The organism is Micromonospora sp. R311 (assembly GCF_056780015.1).
This window is the reverse complement of record NZ_JBSWCE010000017.1, coordinates 99,955-118,518: the sequence shown is the minus strand read 5'-3', so window position 1 is coordinate 118,518 and position 18,564 is coordinate 99,955. Positions and strand designations below refer to the sequence as shown.

Genomic DNA, 18,564 nt, shown 5'->3' with positions numbered 1-18,564 from the left:
CTGCCTGCTTGGAGCCCGTGATGCGTACCCGTCGACTCACCCGCCGGCCCATCCGTCGCACCTGCCTCGACCTCGCCCACACCGACCCCGACCAGCAGTGCCCCTACTGCGCCCCCGACACCACCGCCGACGCCATCCTGTCCGCCGCCCTGCGGCGGCACGCCGAGATCGCCGCCGAGGACGCCGAAGCGTGGGGATGGGCGGCATGAGCACTGATCCGGCCGGTGTCACCGAGCAGTTCGCCGCCGAGTACGCCCGCAACGCGGTGCCGACCATGCTCAAGGCGATTGCGTCGATCAAGCGGTACAACCGGTTCATTCTGCTCGGCGCGCTGGCGACCAGCTACCTGCACCAAGCCCACTACCTGTGGACCCAGAACGCGGGCTACTTCGCGTACCTGGTGCCGCTGATCTTCGACGCCGCGATGGTGTCGATGCTGACCGTCGTTCGCACCTCCGGCATCGCCCGCGACGCCAAGCGGGGAGCGCTGGTTGTCTTCTCCGGTGCCGCGCTGTTGTCGGCCACCATCAACTTCGCCTCCCCGGGCAGCCTCGGCCTGCGGCTGGTCTTCGCCCTGGTCGTCGTCCTCGTCATCGGCGTCGAGCTGGTCGCCGGACGCATCCGCCCCGACTTCGCCGCGATCGAAGCCGAAGCCGCGGCTCTCCTGGCCGCTGCCCGCGACCTCGCCACCAAGAACGAACCCGCCGACCTGCCGCCCGTCGACGTTCCCGCCGACCCGGCCCCGGTCCTGGTGCCTCCGGCACCCGTCTCGACCGCGACCCCGGCCCCGACTCCGGTCCGGTCGGCGCTCATCTCGTCCACCGTCCAGACCCCGCGCAACGGCCACGTCTTCGCCTCGGAGGTGACCCGATGATCCCCGACCCCGCCACCACCGCCGCACTGCTGACCGGCCTGTCCGGGCTGGTCGCCGCCGGCTGGTCGACCCGCACCGCCGTGGTGCTGCGCCGCCAGCTGGCCACCGCCCGCCACGACGCCACCCACGACCGGCTGACCGGCCTACTGAACCGCGCCGGCCTGGTCGACGCCTGGCCTTACCTCGCCCCGGCCGCTCCGTTGGTGGCGGTGCTCGACCTGGACGGCTTCAAGCCGGTCAACGACCTCCGCGGCCACGCCGCCGGGGACCTGGTCCTGACCGTCATCGCTCACCGGCTCCGCACCTGCGTGACCGGCGCTGCTGCTCGGCTGGGCGGGGATGAGTTCGCCCTGGTCCTCGTCACCGCCGCCGACCTGCACGCCGTGCGCGCCCTGGCCGAGCGCATCGCAGCGCCGATCCGACTCGCATCCGGCGAGCACGTCTCGGTGACCGCGTCCATCGGGCTCGCCCCGTCGACCGGGGACCTGGCCGACGCGCTCGCCCGCGCTGACGCCGCCATGTACCGGGCCAAGACCACCGGGACCGGCGTCGCCGTGCACGACCCGGCGCGCGATGACCGCACCACGCCGGCCGCCGACCCGCGCCCCGCCGTGCGCACCCGCAACCTGCCCACTCTCCCTGTGGAGGCTGTCGCATGACCCGCACCCAGCTCGCCCGCCGCACCACCGCCCGGCCCAGCGTGGTCGCCCGCCGGGTGGTCGGCACGCCGGCCGAGGTCGCCGCCGCCGTCGCCCTGGTCCGCGACTCCGGCCGCCTCGTGTCGATGACCGCGCCCCGGCAGATCCCCGGCGACTCGCGCGTCACGGTCACGGTCCGGTTCCTGGACAACGGCCGCCCGGCCCCGGCTCCGGTCCGCCGGCTGCGCCGTGGCCGCGTCGTCGCCGCCGTGGCCGTCCCGACCGTGGGTGCCGTCGCGGTGGCCGGCTACCTCGCTGCCGTGCAGCTCGTCCACGCGGTGCGGGCGGCGTTCCCGCTCATCCTCGGCGGCGTCGTGGTCCTGGTCGTCATCGTCGCGCTGTTGCGCCGCTCGGGTCGGTGCTGCCCCGGTCTGCACTGCCCCGGCTGCGGCCACTGACCGCCGTGGCTGGCTGGCCCACCTACTGCGCCCGGTGCGGTGGGCCAGCCATCGCCCTGGTCGAAGCCGGCCGCCCCGGCAGCGGCCACTACCGCGCCGAAACCGCCTGCGATCGCCATGCCCGCGCCGCCCACCGCTGGGCGGCCCACGTCGGCCCGACCCGCACCACCCCGATCGGCCCCACACAGGCCGCCCTGTTCGACGTTCCGGAGGTGACCCGTTGACCGCCCCGACCCTGCCCGGCCTCACCCCCGACCCCGCCGGCGAACCCGCCCCCGCTCCGGCTGTCTCGCCGGCGACGGTGTCGCGCGCTGCCCGCCTCGCTCTGCCGATGTCACGGCAGGTGTTGAAGGAGATGGCCGCTGAGTACGGCGTCTGCATCCGACCCGTGACCCTGCGCCGCACCGACCTCGCCACCGGCCAAACCGAGGTCATCGACCTACCGTGCGGCAGCACCCGCGAGGACAAGTGCCCACCCTGCGCGCAGCGTGCCCGCCGGCTGCGCCAGACCCAGATCCGGCAAGGCTGGCACCGCACCGACGAACCGGCCCCCGCCCCGGACCCGGCGACTGATGCTCAGCGGGAGTTGATCCTGCTGCGGGCGCATCTGGAGTTCGCCCGCGACGAGGCGCAGCGGTCGGCGCAGTTCGATCAGGTGCCCGGCATCGACCAGGCGATAGCCGAGGTGGAGGAAGCCATCGCCGCCGAAGGGCTACGCGGCCAGATCGCCCCACCCCACGACGCGGAAGGCTCCGACGGTGGCCGGCGCAAGCGGTCGACCCGCCGCCGGCAGGACGCCCCGGACCTGCCTCGGAAGAAGGTGGAGCCGCGCACGGTCGGCCGGGTCTACACCGCCCCGGACGGCACCGAACACCGCCCCTCGATGTGGCTGTCGCTCACCCTCGACTCCTACGGGCGGGTGCTGCCGGACGGGACGCCGGTCGACCCGGACAGCTACGACTACCGGCGGGCCGCGTGGGATGCGGTGCACTTCGCCCGGCTGCTCGACCGGTTCTGGCAGAACCTCAGGCGGTGCGTGGGCTGGAACGTCCAGTACGCCGGCTGCGTGGAGCCGCAACGCCGCCTGGCGCCGCACGCGCACTTCGCCATCCGGGGCACCATCCCCCGCGCCGTGCTGCGGCAGGTCGCCGCTGCCACCTATCACCAGGTGTGGTGGCCCCCGGCCGACGAGCTGGTGTGCTCCCTGGAGCATCCGCCGGTCTGGGACGACAGCCGCGGTGCATGGGTCGACCCCGATACGCGGGAGCCGTTGCCGTCGTGGGGTGACGCCCTGGACCTGGTCGACGCTGACCCTGACGCCCAACCGGCGCACGTCGTGCGGTTCGGTCGGCAGGTTCACGCCGAGGGCGTCACCCCCGGCACCGTCCACGCGCAGCGGACGATCGGCTACATCACCAAGTACATCACCAAGAGCGCCGCCGACTGCCACAAGGCAGACACCGACCGGCAGCGGGACCACCTCGATCGGTTGTGGCAGCAACTACGGATCACGCCGTGCAACGAGCGGTGCGCCAACTGGCTCCTGTACGGCGTCCAGCCCAAGAAGGCACACGGGCGGCTGCGAGCCGGGCGCTGCAAGGGCAAGGTCCACCAACGGGCAACCCTCGGCATCGGCGGCCGACGCATCCTCGTCTCCCGCGACTGGTCCGGCAAAACCCTCGCCGACCACCGCGCCGACGCCCGCGCATGGGTCCGCAACCTCCTCGGCATCACCACCGGCACCGATGACTCAGACCCCGCCGGCCCGGACGGCACGGCCGCCTACGCCTGGGAACTCGCCCACCCTGACGACCCCGACATCCCACCCCTGCAACACCGGCTCCTACGCGCGCTGTCCCAACGCGCCCAATGGAAAGCCGCCCTCCTCGCTGCCAGAGACAGAGCCGCGCTGGACCTCGCCGCGGGCGCCTCGCCCCTACCTGCCCTGCCCGTTCATCAGCCCGCCTGAATGAGAGAGGACGCCATGAGCAACCGTCCCTTATCTCTTGCCCCCAAGTGGTACTCGCCCGCCGAGGTCGCCGCGCTGCTCGGCTTCGGTCTGTCCAAGGTGAAGATGAAAATCGCCACGGGCGAGCTGCGCTCGGTGAAGGACGGCAAGTACCGCCGGATCTTGCCCGAGTGGGTGGATGAGTACATCCGCGACCAGGTCGAGCGGCAGGAGGTCGCCTGATGCCCGGCCGCACCGCGCCAACGGCGAAGGCTCGATCTTTCCCTACCGCAACGGCTACGCCGCCTATGTGTGGGTGACCAAGCCGGACGGTAAGCGGAACCGGAAGTACGTCTACGGGCAGACCCGCGAGATCGTCCATGACAAGTGGTTGAAGCTGCACCAGCAGGCGAAGGCCGGGCCCGTGGCGACCTGCGTTCCGACGCTGGCGCAGTACCTGACGTACTGGCTGGAAGAGATCGTCAAGCCGAACCTGGCGCCGGCTACCTACGTGTCATATGAGGGCTTCACCCGGCTGTACATCGCGCCGGGCATCGGCGCCAAGCGGCTCGACCGGCTCCACGTCAAGGACGTACAGACCTGGATCAACAAGGTCGCCCGGACGTGCCAGTGCTGCGCTCAGGGCAAGGACGCCGGCCGACCGCCGGCCAAGCAACGCTGTTGCGCGCTTGGCAACTGCTGCAACGCCGTCCCGTCGGATAGCGCGATCAAGGGACTCCGGGCAACCCTGCGGGCTGCGCTGTCGCAGGCGGTGGCAGAGGAGCTGGTTACCAAGAACGTGGCGGCGCTGGTGAAGCTGCGGGTGACCCGCAAGAAGCCCGGCACGGCGTGGGACAGCGACGAGGCGCGCCGGTTCCTGGAAGCGGCACGGGCGGACAAAGACCCCATGTACGCGGCGTGGGTCCTACTTCTCGTGCTCGGGCTGCGCCGTGGGGAACTGCTCGGACTCTCCTGGGATGACATCGACGAGGAGGCCGGGGAATTGAACGTGGCTTGGCAGCTTCAGCGCATCGGCGGGCAGCTCGTGCGCCGCGAGACGAAGACGGAAGAGTCGGATGCCCCGCTGCCCTTGCCGGAGATCTGCCGTACCGCCCTGGCGATTCGGCGCGCAGAGCAGGTGGCCGAGAGGAAGGCGGCCGGCGAGGTGTGGCAGAAGTCGCCGCTTGTCTTCACCACCCGCTACGGGACGCCGATTGAGCCGCGGAACTTCAATCGCGCCTGGGAAGCTCGAGTACGCCGTTACGGCCTGCGGCGGATCACTCCGCACGGCGCCCGGCGGACCTGCGCCAGCGTCCTGGCGGACCTCGACGTGCACCCTCGGGTGGCGATGCAGATCCTGCGGCACGCGGACTTCAAGGTCACGATGGAGATCTACACCAAGGTCAGCTCCAAGCAGACCCGCGAGGCGTTGAAGCGCCTGGGCGACCGCATGAACGGCACGGAGTCGGCATGACCGCTGCTGTACTTTGCTGCTGTACGGGACGGAAAAGGGGCCGTCTCGGTCTCCCGAAACGGCCCCTTACCTGCTGCGCGCCCGAAGGGACTCGAACCCCTAACCTTCTGATCCGTAGTCAGATGCTCTATCCGTTGAGCTACGGGCGCAGGTGCTCGGCCAGTCTACACACCCGGCTTTCGCGCGGAGACTCCGGGATTCGAACCCGGGAGGGGCTTTAAGACCCCAACCGCATTAGCAGTGCGGCGCCATAGACCAGACTAGGCGAAGTCTCCCTGGTGGCCCGCAGGCCACCGCGGCCGAGGATACAGGGCCAGACCCATCGGGAGCAAAGCGACTACCGGACCGTCGCCGGCACTGCTGCGGGGACCCGTGCGGTCGAGCGCTGTGCGACGGCTCGATCGGGACTACGCTCCATCGATATGCAGGAGCAGCCGCCCAGCGAGCCGAACCGCCGAGAGCCGGCTGAGGGAGCGCGGCGGCGCTCCCCGAAGGCCACCTTCACCCCGCCGCCACTGCCGGCGACGCCCGATCCGGCGGAGCGGGCGGAAGCCGGGGAGGCGCGTCCCCGCCGCCGGGCGAAGGCGGCTCCGACGGTGCTGTTCCAGCCGCCCGAGCCGGACCGTCCACTGCCCCGCCAACCGAAGGCCACCCCCGGGCAGCCGCAACGGCAGGCTGACCAGTCAGGCAGCGCCGGTGAGCCGGGCCACAGCACCGCCTCGGCGACCGGGCCGGCTCGGCCCGACGGGGAGAGGCACGCCGGTGCCACGCAAGCCGGTCCGGCGCCGGGGAACCAGCGCCCGGCGGCCATCTCCGCAGAGCCCTCACCGGTGACGGAGAGCGCCGAACCGCCCGGCCGGGCCGATTCGACGCAGCCCTCGGTGGCCCCGGCCGCCCCGCCCGCGGCGTCTGCGGCTGCCACCTCGACTCCACCGAAGGCGGTCAGCCGCACCACCCGGGCTCGCCGGGCGGGGCCGGCGGACCCGGCACCGGCATCATCCACCGCGGCCGCCCCGAACGCGGCGGCACCGGCTACCACGGCCCCGACCGCATCAGGTCCGAGCGCAGCCGACCAGGGCCAGGCGGATCCGGTGACGGCTGCCCGGACCACGAAAGATCCGGCCAAGGCGGCACCGACCAAGGCCGGCCCGGCGCGGAAGGCCACGCCCAGGAAGGCGACGGTCCCGCCGAGGGCGGTCCCGGCGGAGGCTGCTGCGACCGAGGAGGCTCCGGCCCCGACAACTCGGGCCAGCAAGGCCGCCGCGAGCAGGAAGAAGACGCCGGCCAGGAAGGCCGCACCGGCGAAGAGGGCCGCCGCGGTGACGACGGTCACGCCGACCGGGACCGCCACCCCGGCCACCGAGCCGACCCGGGCCGACACGAGCGCCCCGGCCCCCGAGGCGACGCCGCCGAAGGAGGCCATCCCGGCCAAGGAGGCCGCCCGGCCGAAGGAGGCCGCCACCCCGGCGAAGGAAACCGCGGCGACGGAGGCCGTGGCGAAGACGACGGACGCCCCGGCCCCGCCGATCCAGGTCGGAGCAGTGGAACCACCGATGCGTACGCCGGAACTGCGGGCGGCCCTCGCCCGGCTGGTCGAGCATCCGGGCTTCGCGCCGGAGCTGCTCGCCCTCGCCGCCGTGGAGGCGATCGGGCCGCGCGCCCGGAACTGGGCGGACCGGCTGAGGTCGACGTACCCCGATGCCTCGCCGGACGGCCTGGCCCGGCTCGCCACCCGGCGGTTCGTGCGGCAGGCCGGGGCGGGCGGGGCGACCGCCGCGCTGGCCGGCGTCTTCGCGCCGCTGGCCGAGCTGGCGGCGGTGCTCTGGACCCAGGCGAACCTGGTGCTGCACCTGGCGGCGGCGTACGGCCGGGATCCGGCGCACCCGGACCGGGCCGCGGAGCTGCTGGTGCTGACCCAGGTGCACCCGGACGCGGAGAGCGCCCGGGCGGCGCTGGCGGCGGCCCGGGCGGCGGACGGGCCGGGCGACGAGCCGTGGCCGCGGGCGGCGGAGGCGGCCTGGCGGCTGGCCGCGCCGCTCGCCGCGCAGGCCGGCGGCTGGCTGGTGCTGCGGTTGGCGTCCCGGGTGCTGCCGGGCGCGGCGGTGCTCGCGGCGGCGGCCGGTGACGCCGCGGCCGCCGCCCGGCTGGCCGCCCGGGCGGTCACCAGCTACCGGTCACCCCGGGCGCGTTAGGAGAGCCGCGACGTGCGGCAGGCGCGGGGCTGCCGCAACCGGAGCCGGTCACCGGCCGGGGTCGCCCGCCGTCACAGCCAGGAGAACCAGTCCCTGGGCAGCAGGGCGTAGCCGACGAAGGCCACGATGTCGAGCAGCGCGTGCGCCACGACCAGCGGCATCACCCGGCGGGTGCGCAGGTAGAAGAGGCTGAACACGACACCCATCACCGCGTTGCCGACGAACGCGCCGAAGCCCTGGTAGAGGTGGTAGGAACCGCGCAGCAGCGCGCTCGCCGCGATGATCGCGCCGGTCCGCCAGGCCAGCTGGCGCAGCCGGGTGACCAGGTAGCCGACCACGATCACCTCCTCCAGCACGGCGTTCTGCACGGCGGCGAGGATCAGCACCGGCACCGCCCACCAGACCTCCGGCAGGGCGGCGGGCACCAGCGTGGCGTTCAGGCCGAGCTGCGCCGCGGCCCAGAACAGCGCCAACCCGGGCAGGCCGATCAGCGCCGCCAGGCCGGCGCCCCGGGCCAGGTCCTGGCCGGGCCGCCGGGCGTCCAGGCCGAGCGTCCGTGCCGGGTCGCCGGGGTCCCTCGCCAGCAGGTGTACGGCGAGCAGCACCGGCAGCAGCGCGAAGAAGATGCCGAGCAGCTGACGCGTCAGGTCCAGCCACGGCAGGGCCGACTGGGAGGTGTTCAGCGCGGCGGTCTGCTTGGACAGCGGGCCCTCGGCGGTCAACTTCGCGATGATCGACACCAGCGCGTAGACGGCGGACTGGCCCAGCGAGAGGCCGAGCACCAGCAGCGTCTCCGTGCCCAGGGTGCGCTGGGACACCGGGCGGGTGAGCTCAACGGTCACCGCACCACTCTGCCCGACCGCGGCGACCGGCGGCACCGCCCGAGCGAGCCTCGTGAGCCGGTCGCACATTCTGTGCGACCGGCGGGAACGCTCCGTGGCCATCCTGGGCATGCCCGATCCGCCGTTCTGGAGAAGGAGCGCGCCCGTGGACGACTTCGCACGGCTGCTGAAGGAGAGCTGGACCCTGGTCGAGGAGCACCGGGAGCGGCTGAGCGGTCACTTCTACGCCCGCCTCTTCCTGCTCGACCCCGCGCTGCGCAACCTCTTCCCGGTGCAGATGACCGGGCAGGGCGACCGCATCCTGGAAGCGATCGTCACCGCGAGCCAGACGGTCGGCGACCCGGAGAGCTTCGACGAGTACCTGCGCTCGCTCGGCCGGGACCACCGGAAGTTCCACGTCGAGGCCGGGCACTACGCGACCATGGGCGTCGCGCTGCTGGACGCCCTGCGCAGCACGGCCGGCGACGGCTGGAACCTGGAGTACGACCAGGCGTGGCGCGACGCGTACGCGGCCATCTCGGAGAAGATGCTGGCCGGTGCGGCGGCGGACGAGAACCCGCCGTTCTGGCACGCCGAGGTGCTGACCCACGAGCGGTACGGCCCGGACACCGCCGTGCTGACCTGCCGGGCCCTGCAGCACCCGCTGGCCTGGAAGGCCGGCCAGTACGTCAGCGTCGAGGTGCCCCGCTACCACCCCCGGGTGTGGCGGACCTACTCGGTGGCGAACGCCCCGAACGACGACAACGTGCTCGAGTTCCACGTCCGTACGCCCGGCGCCGGCTGGGTCTCCGGCGCGCTGGTCCGCCGGGTCAAGCCGGGTGACCTGATCCGGGTGGCCGCCCCGATGGGCTCGATGACGCTCGACCGCTCGTCGGACCGGGACATCCTCTGCGTCGCCGGCGGGGTCGGTCTCGCCCCGATCAAGGCGCTGGTGGAGGAGCTGGCCGGCTACAACCGGACCCGCTGGGTGCACGTCTTCTACGGCGCCCGCACGGAGGCCGACCTGTACGGGCTGGCCGGGTTGCGGGAACTGGTCGCCCAGCACCCGTGGCTGTCGGTCACCCCGGCGTGCAGCGAGGACCCGGACTTTGACGGCGAGCTGGGCGACATCTCCGACGTGGTCGGCCGGTACGGCCCGTGGACCGCGCACGACTGCTACGTCTCGGGTTCGGCCCAGATGGTCCGGGCCACCCTCCGGGTGCTCGCCGCCGACGACGTCCCTCCGGAGCACACCCGGTACGACACCTTCGGCAGCATCTAGGACATTTCTCCCCCCGTGCCGGGGCGCGTGCCCCTGCCCCCTGGGGCACGCGCCCCGGCCCCCCGTCGGGCGGACCGGCACCGCCCGCCCGACCACGTCCGCCCGGCCGTCCTTTCCCACCCGGGCGGACGTGGTCGGCGCGTCAGTAGCGCCAGGGGTGCCCGGTCTCGCGGTACTCCTCGATCGGCACCAGCGGCACGCCGGGCGCCATCCGGTCGACGTAGAGCCGCCCCTCCAGGTGGTCGATCTCGTGGGCGACGAGCCGGGCCATGCCGAACTCGAACGAGGTGATGATCCGGCTGCCGTCGTACTGGGCGTGCTCCACGTCGATCCGGAGCGGCCGGGGCACCAGCCCCCGGTGGTCGAAGAAGGAGAGGCAGCCCTCGTACTGCTCGTCGGCGTCCGGGGCGGCGTCGACCACCCGCGGGTTGAGCAGCACGACGGGCTCGGCGGCCCGGTCCGGCGGCCGGACCACCGCGGCGGCCTCGCCGATGCCGAGCTGCGGCGCGGCGACGCCGACGCCCTTGCTGAACGGGTGCAGCTCGTCGAGGCGGGCCAGCACCGAGCAGAGCCGGTCGACGACGTTGCGGGCGAGCCGCTCCTCGCGCGGCAGGTCGAACTGGCGGGCCGGCTGGCGCAGCAGGTCGGCGCCGCGTTGCACGATGCCGATGCCGCGCATCCGGTCGCTGGGCCGGATCCGGGCGGCGTCCGGCTCGGGATCCGGGCGGCCACGGAACCGCCACTGCATCCGGTAGCGGGCGTTCAGCGGGGGGTCGTCGGTGGCCCAGTCGAACAGGGCCCGGTCGCCCGCGTCGCGCCGGCTCACCGGCGTGCGCAGCGGCCCCTCCTCCGCCGAGAGCGAGGTCTCCACGCCCCAGACCTGCGGGTCGAGGGCCGCCGGCAGGTCCAGGCGTACGGCCAGGTGCCGGGTGGGCAGCCGGACCGCCCGCTGGAACCAGGGACCCCACTTGTCCTGCCCCACGCGGTACGCGTACTCGATGGTGGCCCGGTCGCCTGGATAGAGCGGGAACCGCCGCTCGCCGTTCTCGAAGAGCAGCCAGATCTCCTTGAAGGCGTCCCGGTCGTGCTTGGCCCGCCAGTGCATCGCCTCCCGCTCGCCGCCGTCCTCCCGGTACGCCCGCAGTCGCAGCTCGGCGAAGGTCAGCGGGTGTTCCCGGTGGTGCTTGTTGGACCGGCCGGGGTCGTTCGGGTAGCGGTCGACGGCCACCCGGACCAGGTACCGGGTGACCGGTTCGGTGCCGGCGTTGTAGAGCTCGCGGCGGATGACGCAGCGGTAGCCGTCGTCGGCGTGGGTGAGGGTGGCCACCTCGCGCTCGACCACGAGGCCGGTGCCCGGCGGCAGCCACTGGCCGGGCAGCGGGGGATCCCGGTGGCCCTTCTCGGCCCGCGCGTGCCGGAGTTCGTCGTACTCCCGGAAGCGCTGCCAGATCGCGCCGCTGGCCTCCAGCACCGCCTCCGCGCGGCGCGCGAAGTCCTCGGTCGGCCGGTGCCGGCGCCCTTCGACGTGGCTGACGTAGGACGGGTCGAACCCCATCAGGCTGGCGAGCTGTTTCTTGGACAGCCCCCGCCCGGTTCGCTGCCGCGCGAGTTCGGCGGCGAAGGAGTCGGCAGCCCGATCGAGCGGTGAGGTCGTCATCAGCTTCCTCGTGGCCGGGAGTATTAGTTTCACGTTCCGTGGCCGGGCGCGTACGGAACTGCCACCTTGCCGACACGAGGCTTGACTGTTCAGCGATATTCATCGATACTGCACCCCGCCGCCGAAGACCGGCGGCGTTTCCCACCCCGGCCGCCGGGTAGTACGCCGACGCCGAGCCGGATCACGGGGCGAGTGACCGGGGCCTCTCCATCCCACCGAGGTGAGGGTTCCCTCAGCCCCCGAAGCGTGGTTAGGCTAACCTTAGCTCAGCAGGGGCGCTTCGGACGGGGGGACGAGTCGGATGACAGCGGTGATGCCGGGGCGCCAGGTCGCCACCGCGCCGCTCGCGCCGGTCACCGCCGCCCTGCGGGCCATGTTCGGCACCGACGACGTGCCCGGCCTCACACCCGGCCTGCTGGTCACCGACGAGTTCGGTTGGAGCCCGGCGACCAACCTGGTCGACGGCAGCCGACTGCCCGATTTCCTGCACGCCGCCACGCTGCGCTGGGGTGGCACGCCGCACGCCTGCGCGGCGCTGGCCTGGAAGTCGTACAGCTACTGGACGGCGCTGCCGGTGGTGCTCGGCTGGGCGTCCGCCCGACGGGTGCCGCTGTTCGACCCGGCCGACGTGCTGATCCACTTCGAGGACCACCGTCCGCTGCTCACCCTGGGACTGCGCCGCTCGACCCGGGTCGCGGTGCTGCCGGGCGACCCGCTGGCGGTAGCCGGCCTGCCCGAGGTGCGCGTGGTGGCCGGCGAGGCGGAGCTGCTCGGGGCGCTGCGTGCCTCCCTGCTCGACGCCCACCTGGCCCCGATGATCGAGCGGATCCAGGCCGAGGTGCGGATCGGCACCCGGACCCTGCTCGGTTCGGTGGCCTCCGGCATCGCGCACGGCATCATCCGGGCCGCCGACGGGCTGCCCGGTACCTCCGTCGAGACCATCGACACCCTGCTCACCGCGCTCGACCTGCGCGATCTCGTGGAGCTGGTGCCCGGCCCGGCCGGCGAACCCACCGTGCAGCGGCGCACCTGCTGCCTGGCCTTCACCCTGCCGAGGCCGAAGATCTGCCAGGGCTGCTGCGTCCGCCAGCCCTGACCCCGCCCGGAGCGGGGCGCCGGTCGCTCAGTCGGTGAGCGGGCGGACGTCCCAGACCCAGACGCCCCCGGTGCGCTTCGGCTGGATCCCGGTCAGCTCGGTCATCCCCCGGCGCAACGCGTGGGACTGCGGGTGCGGGCCGAGGATCACCACGCCCGCCCGCCAGTAGCGCAGGTCGTCGACCGCGTCCACCCGGGCCTGCGGGGTGATCGGCGGCACCGCGCCGGTGTCCCGGATGACGCCGAAGAAGTTGCTGGTCGGCCGGGGTGGCGCGGTGAACAGCGCGATCCGCCCCATGCCCGGTCGGGTGTCCGGCCCCAGGAAGTAGCCCCGCGCGATCGGCATGTCCAGCCGGGTCAGCGCGGACCAGCGCAGCGGCTCGGCGTAGTTGGTGTCCGGCAGCGGCAGGGTCACCACGCTGCGCCCGCCGGCCACGTACGGCCGCCAGGCCCCGGACGTGACGAAGGCGGGCACCGCGTCGAGCCGTTCCGCCGGCAGCGGGGTGGGCAGGAGGGGCAGCAGGGCCATGGTCAGCACGGTGGCGGTGGCGAAGCGGATCTGCGGGCGGGCGGCGGGGAACCGGGCGGCGAGCGTCCGGGCCCGCTCGGCGCCGTATGCGAGCAGCAGCCCGATCACCGGGGTGATCGCCAGGGACCACCGGGTCGGCACCACCGAGTGCAGGATCGGCAGGTTCTCCAGCGCCGCCCACGGGGCCGGGATGCCGGTCTCCCGCCCGTTGAAGTGGATCTCCCTGCCCAACGAGAGCAGGCCGAACAGCAGCCCGAGCCCGGCCAGGCCGAGCACCACCACGTTGCGCCGCAGCCACCAGACCAGCGCGACCACCAGCACCATCAACGGCCAGCCGAAGAAGGCGTTCTCCTCGGTCGGGTTCTTGGCCAACCCCGCCGCGCTGCGGTTGTCGCCGGCCAGCGACTCCCGGGAGAACGCGACGAACGACACCAGGTCGGTGGAGTACCCGCGGATCAGCGGGGACAGCCCGTGATAGGCGCCGGGACCGAAGAACTGCACGGAGAGCGGATAGGCCAGGAGCACCGCGCTGACCGCGGCGGCCACGCCCAGCCCGGCGAGGAAGGGACGGGCCCGCCGGCGCAGGGCGGGCCGGCCGAGGGCGAGCGCCACGACCACCACGCCCAGCCCGATCGCGGTCATCAGCAGGATCTCGAGGTTGAGGAAGGCCTGCCAGACGATCACCAGCGCGAGCAGCAGCCCGTTGCGCAGCCAGCGGCCGGGTTCGGCCAGCCGCAGGGTGCGCCAGACGATCAGCGGGACCACGAACTGGGACACGATGTTCGGGTGCGCGTTGGCGTGCGACACCATCGCCGGCGCGTACGCGCAGAAGGCGGCCCCGAGCCAGGCCGGCCCGCGAGTGCCGATGACCACCCGGGAGAGAACGAAATACCAGGCGGTGGCCGTGGCGATCATTCCCGCGGTGAGGAAGACCAGGAAGGCGGCGCGCGGGCCGAGGAGGATCGTGATCGGCGTCATTGGCAATGAAACGGATAATACCGACGTATTTGCCATCAAATTGACGCCATCCGGGACGTTCATCCGGTCGGAGAAGAACGGATAGGCGAAATCGGTCACGACCCGGGCGCCGTGCGCCATCATCCACTCGAACTGCGCCTGGTCCGTCGGGTTGTCCCGGATGCCCTGGCGCGGGTCCAACCAGAGCCGAGCGGTGATCAGGAAGCCGAGCAAGACGAAGCTCAGCACCGCGGCGACATCGGTCCACCACCCCTTCGGGCGTACGCCCCGTTCGGGCCCGCCCTCCGGCGCCTCGGGCGAAGGCTCGCCGGCGGGGAGGTCCGATTCAGGAGTAGTCATGACAATTCGTAGGGTAGTCAGGGGTAGCCGCCACCGTGACATGTTTCGGGGTACTGCCGTACCATGTGCCGGGTTCGCCGCCCGCCGCTCACCCGCCCAACCCGATCACATTTCGGCCACCACGGTGCCCCGATTCTTCCGCCCGCGGCGCGGATGATTCACTCTGTCGGTTCAGGCGCGGGTCGAGTCATATCGTGAGGAATCGACGCATGGCAGAAATCACCGGGGATCAGCGCGTCCAGTCCGAGGTCCTGGAGGGCCTCGCGACCGCTGTCAACCACCGTCGCTGGTTCGTCGAGCTGGCCCTGCCGTACCTCGGTGACAACCCGATCGAGATCGGCAGCGGGCTGGGCGACTACGCGCTCGAGTGGGCCACCCGGCTGCCCCGGTTCACCGCCACCGAGGCCGACCCGGACCGCCTGGTCTCGCTCAAGGAGCGCCTCGCCGAGCAGCCGACCATCGAGGTCCGGCAGATGCTGCTGCCGCACTCCGAGCGGGGCGACTACAGCGCGGCCGTGTCGTACAACGTGCTGGAGCACATCGAGGACCACGTCGGCGCGCTGAGCAGCATGCGCGACCTGGTCCGTCCGGGCGGCGCGGTGATCATCATCGTGCCGGCGTTCCAGTTCGCGATGAGCCCGGCGGACGTCGCCACCGGCCACGTCCGGCGCTACACGAAGAAGACCCTGGCCGCCGCGATGACCGAGGCCGGCCTCGAGGTCGAGAAGATCCACTACGCCAACGCGCTCGGCCTGATCGGCTACTTCATGGCCACCAAGGTCTTCCGGCTGATGCCGAAGGAGGGCCCGATGGTGAAGGTCTACGACACCCTCGTGCTGCCCGCCACCAAGGCCGCCGAACAGCTCGTCCGCCCGCCGTTCGGCCAGTCCGTCTTCGCCGTCGCCCGCGTCCCCGCCTGACCCACCCCGCCCGGCCTGACCCGGCTCGGCCTGGCCTGACCCGGCTCGGCCCGGCCCGCCCGACCCGGCTCGGCCCGGCCCGCCCGGCCCGGCCCGGCCCGGCCCGTTGATCATGAAGTTGTCGCCCGCCGGACCGGCGTGTCACGGCGACAACTTCATGATCGACGGAGACCGGGGGTTACTCCTTGGCCTGGTAGGTGGGGCGGATGACGGCTCGGGCGAGGGTGTGGAAGGCGAGGTTGAAGCCGACGTAGGCGGGGGTGGCGTCGGGGGTCAGGTCCAGGCGGTCGACGTCGAGCGCGTGCACCGCGAAGACGTAGCGGTGCGGCCGGTCGCCGGGCGGCGGGGCGGCTCCGCCGTAGCCCCGCTCGCCGTAGTCGTTGCGCACGGTGAACGCACCGCCGAGGTCCGCCTCGGCCACCCCGCGCGGCAGCGAGGTCACCTCGGCCGGCAGGTTGACCAGCACCCAGTGCCAGAACCCGCTGCCGGTCGGCGCGTCCGGGTCGAAGCAGGTCACCACGAAGCCCCGGGTCTCCGCCGGGAAGCCGGACCAGGCGAGCTGCGGCGAGAGGTTGTCGCCGCCGACGCTGCTGTGCGCGAAGGTGGCCTCCATCGGCTCGCCGTTCTGGACGTCGTCACTGGTGAGGGTGAACGCCGAGACGGTCGGCAGCAGCTCGTACGGGTCCGGGGCGATCGGTCGTTCCAGGGTCATCGAACGGGTCCTTCCGGTGAACGGTTTCCTGCCTCTTCTTACCTCGCCGGCACCCGGTAATCGACCGGAAGCTCGCGTTGTCCGGCCGATCCGGCGGTCCGACCAGGACCTTTGCCGGGCGACAATCGTTCTCGGGAGGAATACCCCGTGAGCTCCATCTGGCGCGACTTCTGCTCCGCCCTCGTCGCCGCGGTCCGCCGCCCCGACGAGGCGGCGGTACGCGCCGAGCGCCGGCGGGCGGTGCGGCGGCTCGCCGAGGAGAAGATCCGCGAGCAGGAACGGCTCACCGCACCGGAGCGGCACGACCGGCCGGCGGAGGAGGACTGACGGCGCCGCGTCGAACGAGGCGCCCCGACCGCGGGGGCGCGGAACCGACGGACGGGGAGCGAGCAGACGCCGGCGCCCGAGCCGACCAGCGGATCTCGGCGGCGGAGGGTGTGGGATTCGAACCCACGAGGACGTTGCCGCCCTACCGGTTTTCAAGACCAGCGCCATCGGCCACTAGGCGAACCCTCCCGGGCCACGGACCCGACGGGTGCGCGGCCGTGCCTAGTCTGCCACGGCCGCCGTCCGGGCGGGCGGGCACGCCACCCGGGCTGGGATGATCGGCACCGTGTGGGAGACCCCGGCCATCGTGCTGATCACCGGAATCATGGCCGCCGGCAAGTCCACTGTGGCCGAGGCGCTGGCCCGCCGGCTGCCCCGCGCGGTGCACCTGCGCGGCGACGTCTTCCGGCGGATGGTGGTCAGCGGCCGGGCCGAGATGACCGCCGAGCTGTCGGACGAGGCGTACCGGCAGCTGCGGCTGCGCTACGACCTCGCCGCCACGGTGGCGGACCGCTACGTCACCGCCGGTTTCACCGTGGTGCTCCAGGACATCGTCATCGGCGCCGAACTGCCGGCCATGGTCGACCGGATCCGGCACCGGCCGCTGGCGGTCGTGGTGCTCGCGCCCCGGCCGGAGGTGGTCGCCGCCCGCGAGCGGGACCGCCCGAAGAAGGGGTACGGCGACTGGCCGGTCGCCGACTTCGACGCCGAGCTGGGTACCCGGACGCCCCGGATCGGGCTCTGGCTGGACACCTCCGCGCAGACCCCGGAGCAGACGGTGGACGAGATCCTGGCCCGGGCGTGGACCGACGGTCAGGTGGGGTAGACACGACACATGCGCGCGATCACGATTCCGGAACCCGGCGGACCCGAGGCACTGGTCTGGAGCGAGGTCCCCGATCCCGAGCCCGGGCCGGGCGAGGTGGTGGTGGACGTCCGCGCCGGCGCGGTGAACCGGGCGGACCTGCTGCAACGGCAGGGGCACTACCCGCCGCCGCCGGGCGCGCCCGCGTACCCCGGCCTGGAGTGCGCCGGGGTGGTCAGCGCGATCGGCCCCGAGGTGACCGGGTGGCGGGTCGGCCAGGAGGTCTGCGCCCTGCTCTCCGGCGGTGGGTATGCCGAGCGGGTGGCGGTGCCGGCCGGGCAGCTGCTGCCGGTGCCGGCCGGGGTCGACCTGGTCGACGCCGCCGCGCTGCCCGAGGTGGCCTGCACGGTCTGGTCGAACGTGGTGCGGCTGGCCCGGCTCGCCGAGGGCGAGACGCTGCTGGTGCACGGTGGGGGCAGCGGCATCGGCACCTTCGCCATCCAGCTCGGGGTGGCGCTGGGCGCGACCGTGGTGGTGACCGCCCGGACGGCCAAGCACCAGCGGCTGCGCGAGCTGGGCGCCGCGCACACCGTCGACTACCGGGAGCAGGACTTCGTCGAGGAGGTCCGGCGGGTCACCGACAACCGGGGCGCGGACGTCATCCTCGACATCATGGGCGCCTCGTACCTGGCCCGGAACGTGGCCGCGCTGGCCACCGGCGGCCGGCTGGTGGTGATCGGCATGCAGGGCGGGCGCAAGGGCGAGCTGGACCTCGGCGCGCTGCTGGCCAAGCGGGGCACGGTCGCGGCGACCGCGCTGCGGTCCCGGCCGGTGGCGGAGAAGGCGGAGATCGTCCGGGGGGTGCGCGAGCAGGTCTGGCCGCTGGTCGAGTCGGGGGCGATCCGCCCGATCGTGGACCGGCGGCTGCCGATGAGCCGGGCCGCCGAGGCGCACCGGCTGGTCGAGACGAACGACCACGTGGGCAAGGTCCTGCTCACCACGGGGTGACCCGGCCTATCCGGCGAGGGCCGGGTCGTCGGCCGGGCGGGGCAGCATCAGGCGCGGGCCCGGGCCCTCGCCGGCCAGCGCGTCGCTCGGGTTGCTCAGCGTGCAGCGCTGCAACGACAGGCAGCCGCAGCCGATGCAGCCGTCCAGGTCGTCGCGGAGCTTGGTCATCAGCCGGATCTTCTCGTCCAGCCTGTTCCGCCAGACCATCGAGAGCCGCGACCAGTCGTCCGCGGTGGGCGTACGCGAGGCGGGCAGCGACTCCAGCGCCGCCCGGATCTCGTCCAGCGAGATGCCGACCTGCTGCGAGATCCGGATGAACGCCACCCGGCGCAGCTCGCCGCGGGCGTAGCGGCGCTGGTTGCCGCCGGTGCGCTCGGCCCGGATCAGCCCGAGCCGCTCGTAGTAGCGCAGCGCGGAGGGCGCCACCCCGCTGCGGTCGGAGAGCTGGCCGATGGTCAGAGACTCGTGCATCACTTTCGCCTTGAGTTGAAGTCCACTTCAACTTGC

Annotated in this window: 19 protein-coding genes and 3 tRNA genes; 14 read left to right on the top strand and 8 right to left on the bottom strand. The window is 73.1% G+C overall.

Features of this window, described 5'->3' with window-relative positions; genetic code table 11:
* Nucleotides 1-20: 20 nt before the first annotated feature.
* From AC1WTP_RS16635 to AC1WTP_RS16605, 7 genes are all read left to right on the top strand, one after another.
* A complete protein-coding gene (locus tag AC1WTP_RS16635; protein ID WP_481650157.1) occupies nt 21-209 on the top strand; it encodes a hypothetical protein in 189 nt (62 codons plus the stop codon).
* Nucleotides 206-874, top strand: coding sequence for a DUF2637 domain-containing protein (locus AC1WTP_RS16630; protein ID WP_481650156.1), 669 nt, complete (start codon nt 206-208; stop codon nt 872-874). Before AC1WTP_RS16635 ends, AC1WTP_RS16630 begins: the two co-directional genes overlap by 4 nt.
* The gene (locus AC1WTP_RS16625; protein ID WP_481650155.1) at nt 871-1,533 is read left to right on the top strand and encodes a diguanylate cyclase domain-containing protein; all 663 of its coding nucleotides are present in this window, start codon (nt 871-873) and stop codon (nt 1,531-1,533) included. The genes AC1WTP_RS16630 and AC1WTP_RS16625 overlap by 4 nt, the downstream gene beginning before the upstream one ends.
* Nucleotides 1,530-1,970 (top strand): hypothetical protein, encoded by a 441-nt coding sequence (locus AC1WTP_RS16620; protein ID WP_481650154.1) that lies wholly within the window; start codon nt 1,530-1,532, stop codon nt 1,968-1,970. The genes AC1WTP_RS16625 and AC1WTP_RS16620 overlap by 4 nt, the downstream gene beginning before the upstream one ends.
* 220 nt (nt 1,971-2,190) lie before the next feature.
* The gene (locus tag AC1WTP_RS16615; protein WP_481650153.1) at nt 2,191-3,939 is read left to right on the top strand and encodes a replication initiator; all 1,749 of its coding nucleotides are present in this window, start codon (nt 2,191-2,193) and stop codon (nt 3,937-3,939) included.
* Between the two features lie 15 nt (nt 3,940-3,954).
* Entirely contained in the window at nt 3,955-4,161 is a 207-nt protein-coding gene (locus AC1WTP_RS16610) for an excisionase family DNA-binding protein (protein WP_481650152.1), read from the top strand.
* A complete protein-coding gene (locus tag AC1WTP_RS16605) occupies nt 4,118-5,392 on the top strand; it encodes a tyrosine-type recombinase/integrase (RefSeq protein WP_481650151.1) in 1,275 nt (424 codons plus the stop codon). The genes AC1WTP_RS16610 and AC1WTP_RS16605 overlap by 44 nt, the downstream gene beginning before the upstream one ends.
* Nucleotides 5,393-5,468: 76 nt before the next feature.
* On the opposite strand, the gene AC1WTP_RS16600 is transcribed toward AC1WTP_RS16605, so the two are convergent.
* Both AC1WTP_RS16600 and AC1WTP_RS16595 read right to left on the bottom strand, forming a co-directional pair.
* Nucleotides 5,469-5,541 (bottom strand) — tRNA-Arg (locus AC1WTP_RS16600).
* Nucleotides 5,542-5,576: 35 nt separating this feature from the next.
* Nucleotides 5,577-5,667 (bottom strand) — tRNA-Ser (locus AC1WTP_RS16595).
* A 1,044-nt stretch (nt 5,668-6,711) separates the two neighbouring features.
* On the opposite strand from AC1WTP_RS16595, the gene AC1WTP_RS16590 reads away from it, so the two are divergent.
* The gene (locus AC1WTP_RS16590; RefSeq protein ID WP_481650150.1) at nt 6,712-7,584 is read left to right on the top strand and encodes a hypothetical protein; all 873 of its coding nucleotides are present in this window, start codon (nt 6,712-6,714) and stop codon (nt 7,582-7,584) included.
* A gap of 71 nt (nt 7,585-7,655) precedes the next feature.
* Here AC1WTP_RS16590 and AC1WTP_RS16585 read toward each other — a convergent pair whose 3' ends face one another.
* Nucleotides 7,656-8,426, bottom strand: a complete 771-nt coding sequence (locus tag AC1WTP_RS16585) for a CPBP family intramembrane glutamic endopeptidase (RefSeq protein WP_481650149.1) — start codon at nt 8,424-8,426, stop codon at nt 7,656-7,658.
* Nucleotides 8,427-8,571: 145 nt separating this feature from the next.
* Between AC1WTP_RS16585 and AC1WTP_RS16580 the strand changes: the two genes are divergently transcribed.
* Nucleotides 8,572-9,687: a globin domain-containing protein gene (locus tag AC1WTP_RS16580; protein WP_481650148.1), complete on the top strand. Its 1,116-nt coding sequence runs from the start codon at nt 8,572-8,574 to the stop codon at nt 9,685-9,687.
* Between the two features lie 142 nt (nt 9,688-9,829).
* Here AC1WTP_RS16580 and AC1WTP_RS16575 read toward each other — a convergent pair whose 3' ends face one another.
* Complete coding sequence (locus AC1WTP_RS16575; RefSeq protein WP_481650147.1) at nt 9,830-11,344, bottom strand: peptide deformylase; 1,515 nt, start codon at nt 11,342-11,344, stop codon at nt 9,830-9,832.
* 313 nt (nt 11,345-11,657) lie between these two features.
* Here AC1WTP_RS16575 and AC1WTP_RS16570 point away from each other — a divergent pair, with 313 nt between their 5' ends.
* Complete coding sequence (locus AC1WTP_RS16570; protein ID WP_481650195.1) at nt 11,658-12,440, top strand: hypothetical protein; 783 nt, start codon at nt 11,658-11,660, stop codon at nt 12,438-12,440.
* A gap of 27 nt (nt 12,441-12,467) precedes the next feature.
* Here the strand turns inward: AC1WTP_RS16570 and AC1WTP_RS16565 are convergent, their stop codons facing one another.
* A complete protein-coding gene (locus AC1WTP_RS16565; protein ID WP_481650146.1) occupies nt 12,468-14,285 on the bottom strand; it encodes a DUF6311 domain-containing protein in 1,818 nt (605 codons plus the stop codon).
* A 209-nt stretch (nt 14,286-14,494) separates the two neighbouring features.
* Between AC1WTP_RS16565 and AC1WTP_RS16560 the strand changes: the two genes are divergently transcribed.
* On the top strand, nt 14,495-15,205 hold the full coding sequence (locus AC1WTP_RS16560; protein WP_481650145.1) for a class I SAM-dependent methyltransferase: 711 nt from the start codon (nt 14,495-14,497) through the stop codon (nt 15,203-15,205).
* 178 nt (nt 15,206-15,383) lie between these two features.
* On the opposite strand, the gene AC1WTP_RS16555 is transcribed toward AC1WTP_RS16560, so the two are convergent.
* Nucleotides 15,384-15,917: a YbhB/YbcL family Raf kinase inhibitor-like protein gene (locus AC1WTP_RS16555; protein ID WP_481650144.1), complete on the bottom strand. Its 534-nt coding sequence runs from the start codon at nt 15,915-15,917 to the stop codon at nt 15,384-15,386.
* A 147-nt stretch (nt 15,918-16,064) separates the two neighbouring features.
* On the opposite strand from AC1WTP_RS16555, the gene AC1WTP_RS16550 reads away from it, so the two are divergent.
* Nucleotides 16,065-16,244 carry a hypothetical protein gene (locus AC1WTP_RS16550; RefSeq protein ID WP_481650143.1) on the top strand — a complete coding sequence of 60 codons (180 nt, stop codon included), beginning with the start codon at nt 16,065-16,067 and terminating at the stop codon, nt 16,242-16,244.
* A 102-nt stretch (nt 16,245-16,346) separates the two neighbouring features.
* Here the strand turns inward: AC1WTP_RS16550 and AC1WTP_RS16545 are convergent.
* Nucleotides 16,347-16,433, bottom strand: a tRNA-Ser gene (locus AC1WTP_RS16545).
* Between the two features lie 85 nt (nt 16,434-16,518).
* Between AC1WTP_RS16545 and AC1WTP_RS16540 the strand changes: the two genes are divergently transcribed.
* Both AC1WTP_RS16540 and AC1WTP_RS16535 read left to right on the top strand, forming a co-directional pair.
* Nucleotides 16,519-17,070, top strand: a complete 552-nt coding sequence (locus AC1WTP_RS16540; RefSeq protein WP_481650142.1) for an AAA family ATPase — start codon at nt 16,519-16,521, stop codon at nt 17,068-17,070.
* A 9-nt stretch (nt 17,071-17,079) separates the two neighbouring features.
* Nucleotides 17,080-18,057 carry an NAD(P)H-quinone oxidoreductase gene (locus AC1WTP_RS16535; RefSeq protein ID WP_481650141.1) on the top strand — a complete coding sequence of 326 codons (978 nt, stop codon included), beginning with the start codon at nt 17,080-17,082 and terminating at the stop codon, nt 18,055-18,057.
* A 6-nt stretch (nt 18,058-18,063) separates the two neighbouring features.
* Here the strand turns inward: AC1WTP_RS16535 and soxR are convergent, their stop codons facing one another.
* Nucleotides 18,064-18,528, bottom strand: coding sequence for a redox-sensitive transcriptional activator SoxR (soxR, locus tag AC1WTP_RS16530; RefSeq protein ID WP_481650140.1), 465 nt, complete (start codon nt 18,526-18,528; stop codon nt 18,064-18,066).
* Nucleotides 18,529-18,564: the final 36 nt, after the last annotated feature.

Excerpts from the sequence above, each read along its gene's own strand:
- AC1WTP_RS16635 (WP_481650157.1), top strand. The coding sequence starts at position 21 with ATGCGTACCCGTCGACTCACCCGCCGGCCCATCCGTCGCACCTGCCTC.
- AC1WTP_RS16630 (WP_481650156.1), top strand. The coding sequence starts at position 206 with ATGAGCACTGATCCGGCCGGTGTCACCGAGCAGTTCGCCGCCGAGTAC.
- AC1WTP_RS16625 (WP_481650155.1), top strand. The coding sequence starts at position 871 with ATGATCCCCGACCCCGCCACCACCGCCGCACTGCTGACCGGCCTGTCC.
- AC1WTP_RS16620 (WP_481650154.1), top strand. The coding sequence starts at position 1,530 with ATGACCCGCACCCAGCTCGCCCGCCGCACCACCGCCCGGCCCAGCGTG.
- AC1WTP_RS16610 (WP_481650152.1), top strand. The coding sequence starts at position 3,955 with ATGAGCAACCGTCCCTTATCTCTTGCCCCCAAGTGGTACTCGCCCGCC.
- AC1WTP_RS16605 (WP_481650151.1), top strand. The coding sequence starts at position 4,118 with ATGAGTACATCCGCGACCAGGTCGAGCGGCAGGAGGTCGCCTGATGCC.
- AC1WTP_RS16575 (WP_481650147.1), bottom strand. The coding sequence starts at position 11,344 with ATGACGACCTCACCGCTCGATCGGGCTGCCGACTCCTTCGCCGCCGAA.
- AC1WTP_RS16570 (WP_481650195.1), top strand. The coding sequence starts at position 11,658 with ATGCCGGGGCGCCAGGTCGCCACCGCGCCGCTCGCGCCGGTCACCGCC.
- AC1WTP_RS16565 (WP_481650146.1), bottom strand. The coding sequence starts at position 14,285 with ATGACTACTCCTGAATCGGACCTCCCCGCCGGCGAGCCTTCGCCCGAG.
- AC1WTP_RS16560 (WP_481650145.1), top strand. The coding sequence starts at position 14,495 with ATGGCAGAAATCACCGGGGATCAGCGCGTCCAGTCCGAGGTCCTGGAG.
- AC1WTP_RS16555 (WP_481650144.1), bottom strand. The coding sequence starts at position 15,917 with ATGACCCTGGAACGACCGATCGCCCCGGACCCGTACGAGCTGCTGCCG.
- AC1WTP_RS16540 (WP_481650142.1), top strand. The coding sequence starts at position 16,519 with ATGATCGGCACCGTGTGGGAGACCCCGGCCATCGTGCTGATCACCGGA.
- AC1WTP_RS16535 (WP_481650141.1), top strand. The coding sequence starts at position 17,080 with ATGCGCGCGATCACGATTCCGGAACCCGGCGGACCCGAGGCACTGGTC.
- soxR (WP_481650140.1), bottom strand. The coding sequence starts at position 18,528 with ATGCACGAGTCTCTGACCATCGGCCAGCTCTCCGACCGCAGCGGGGTG.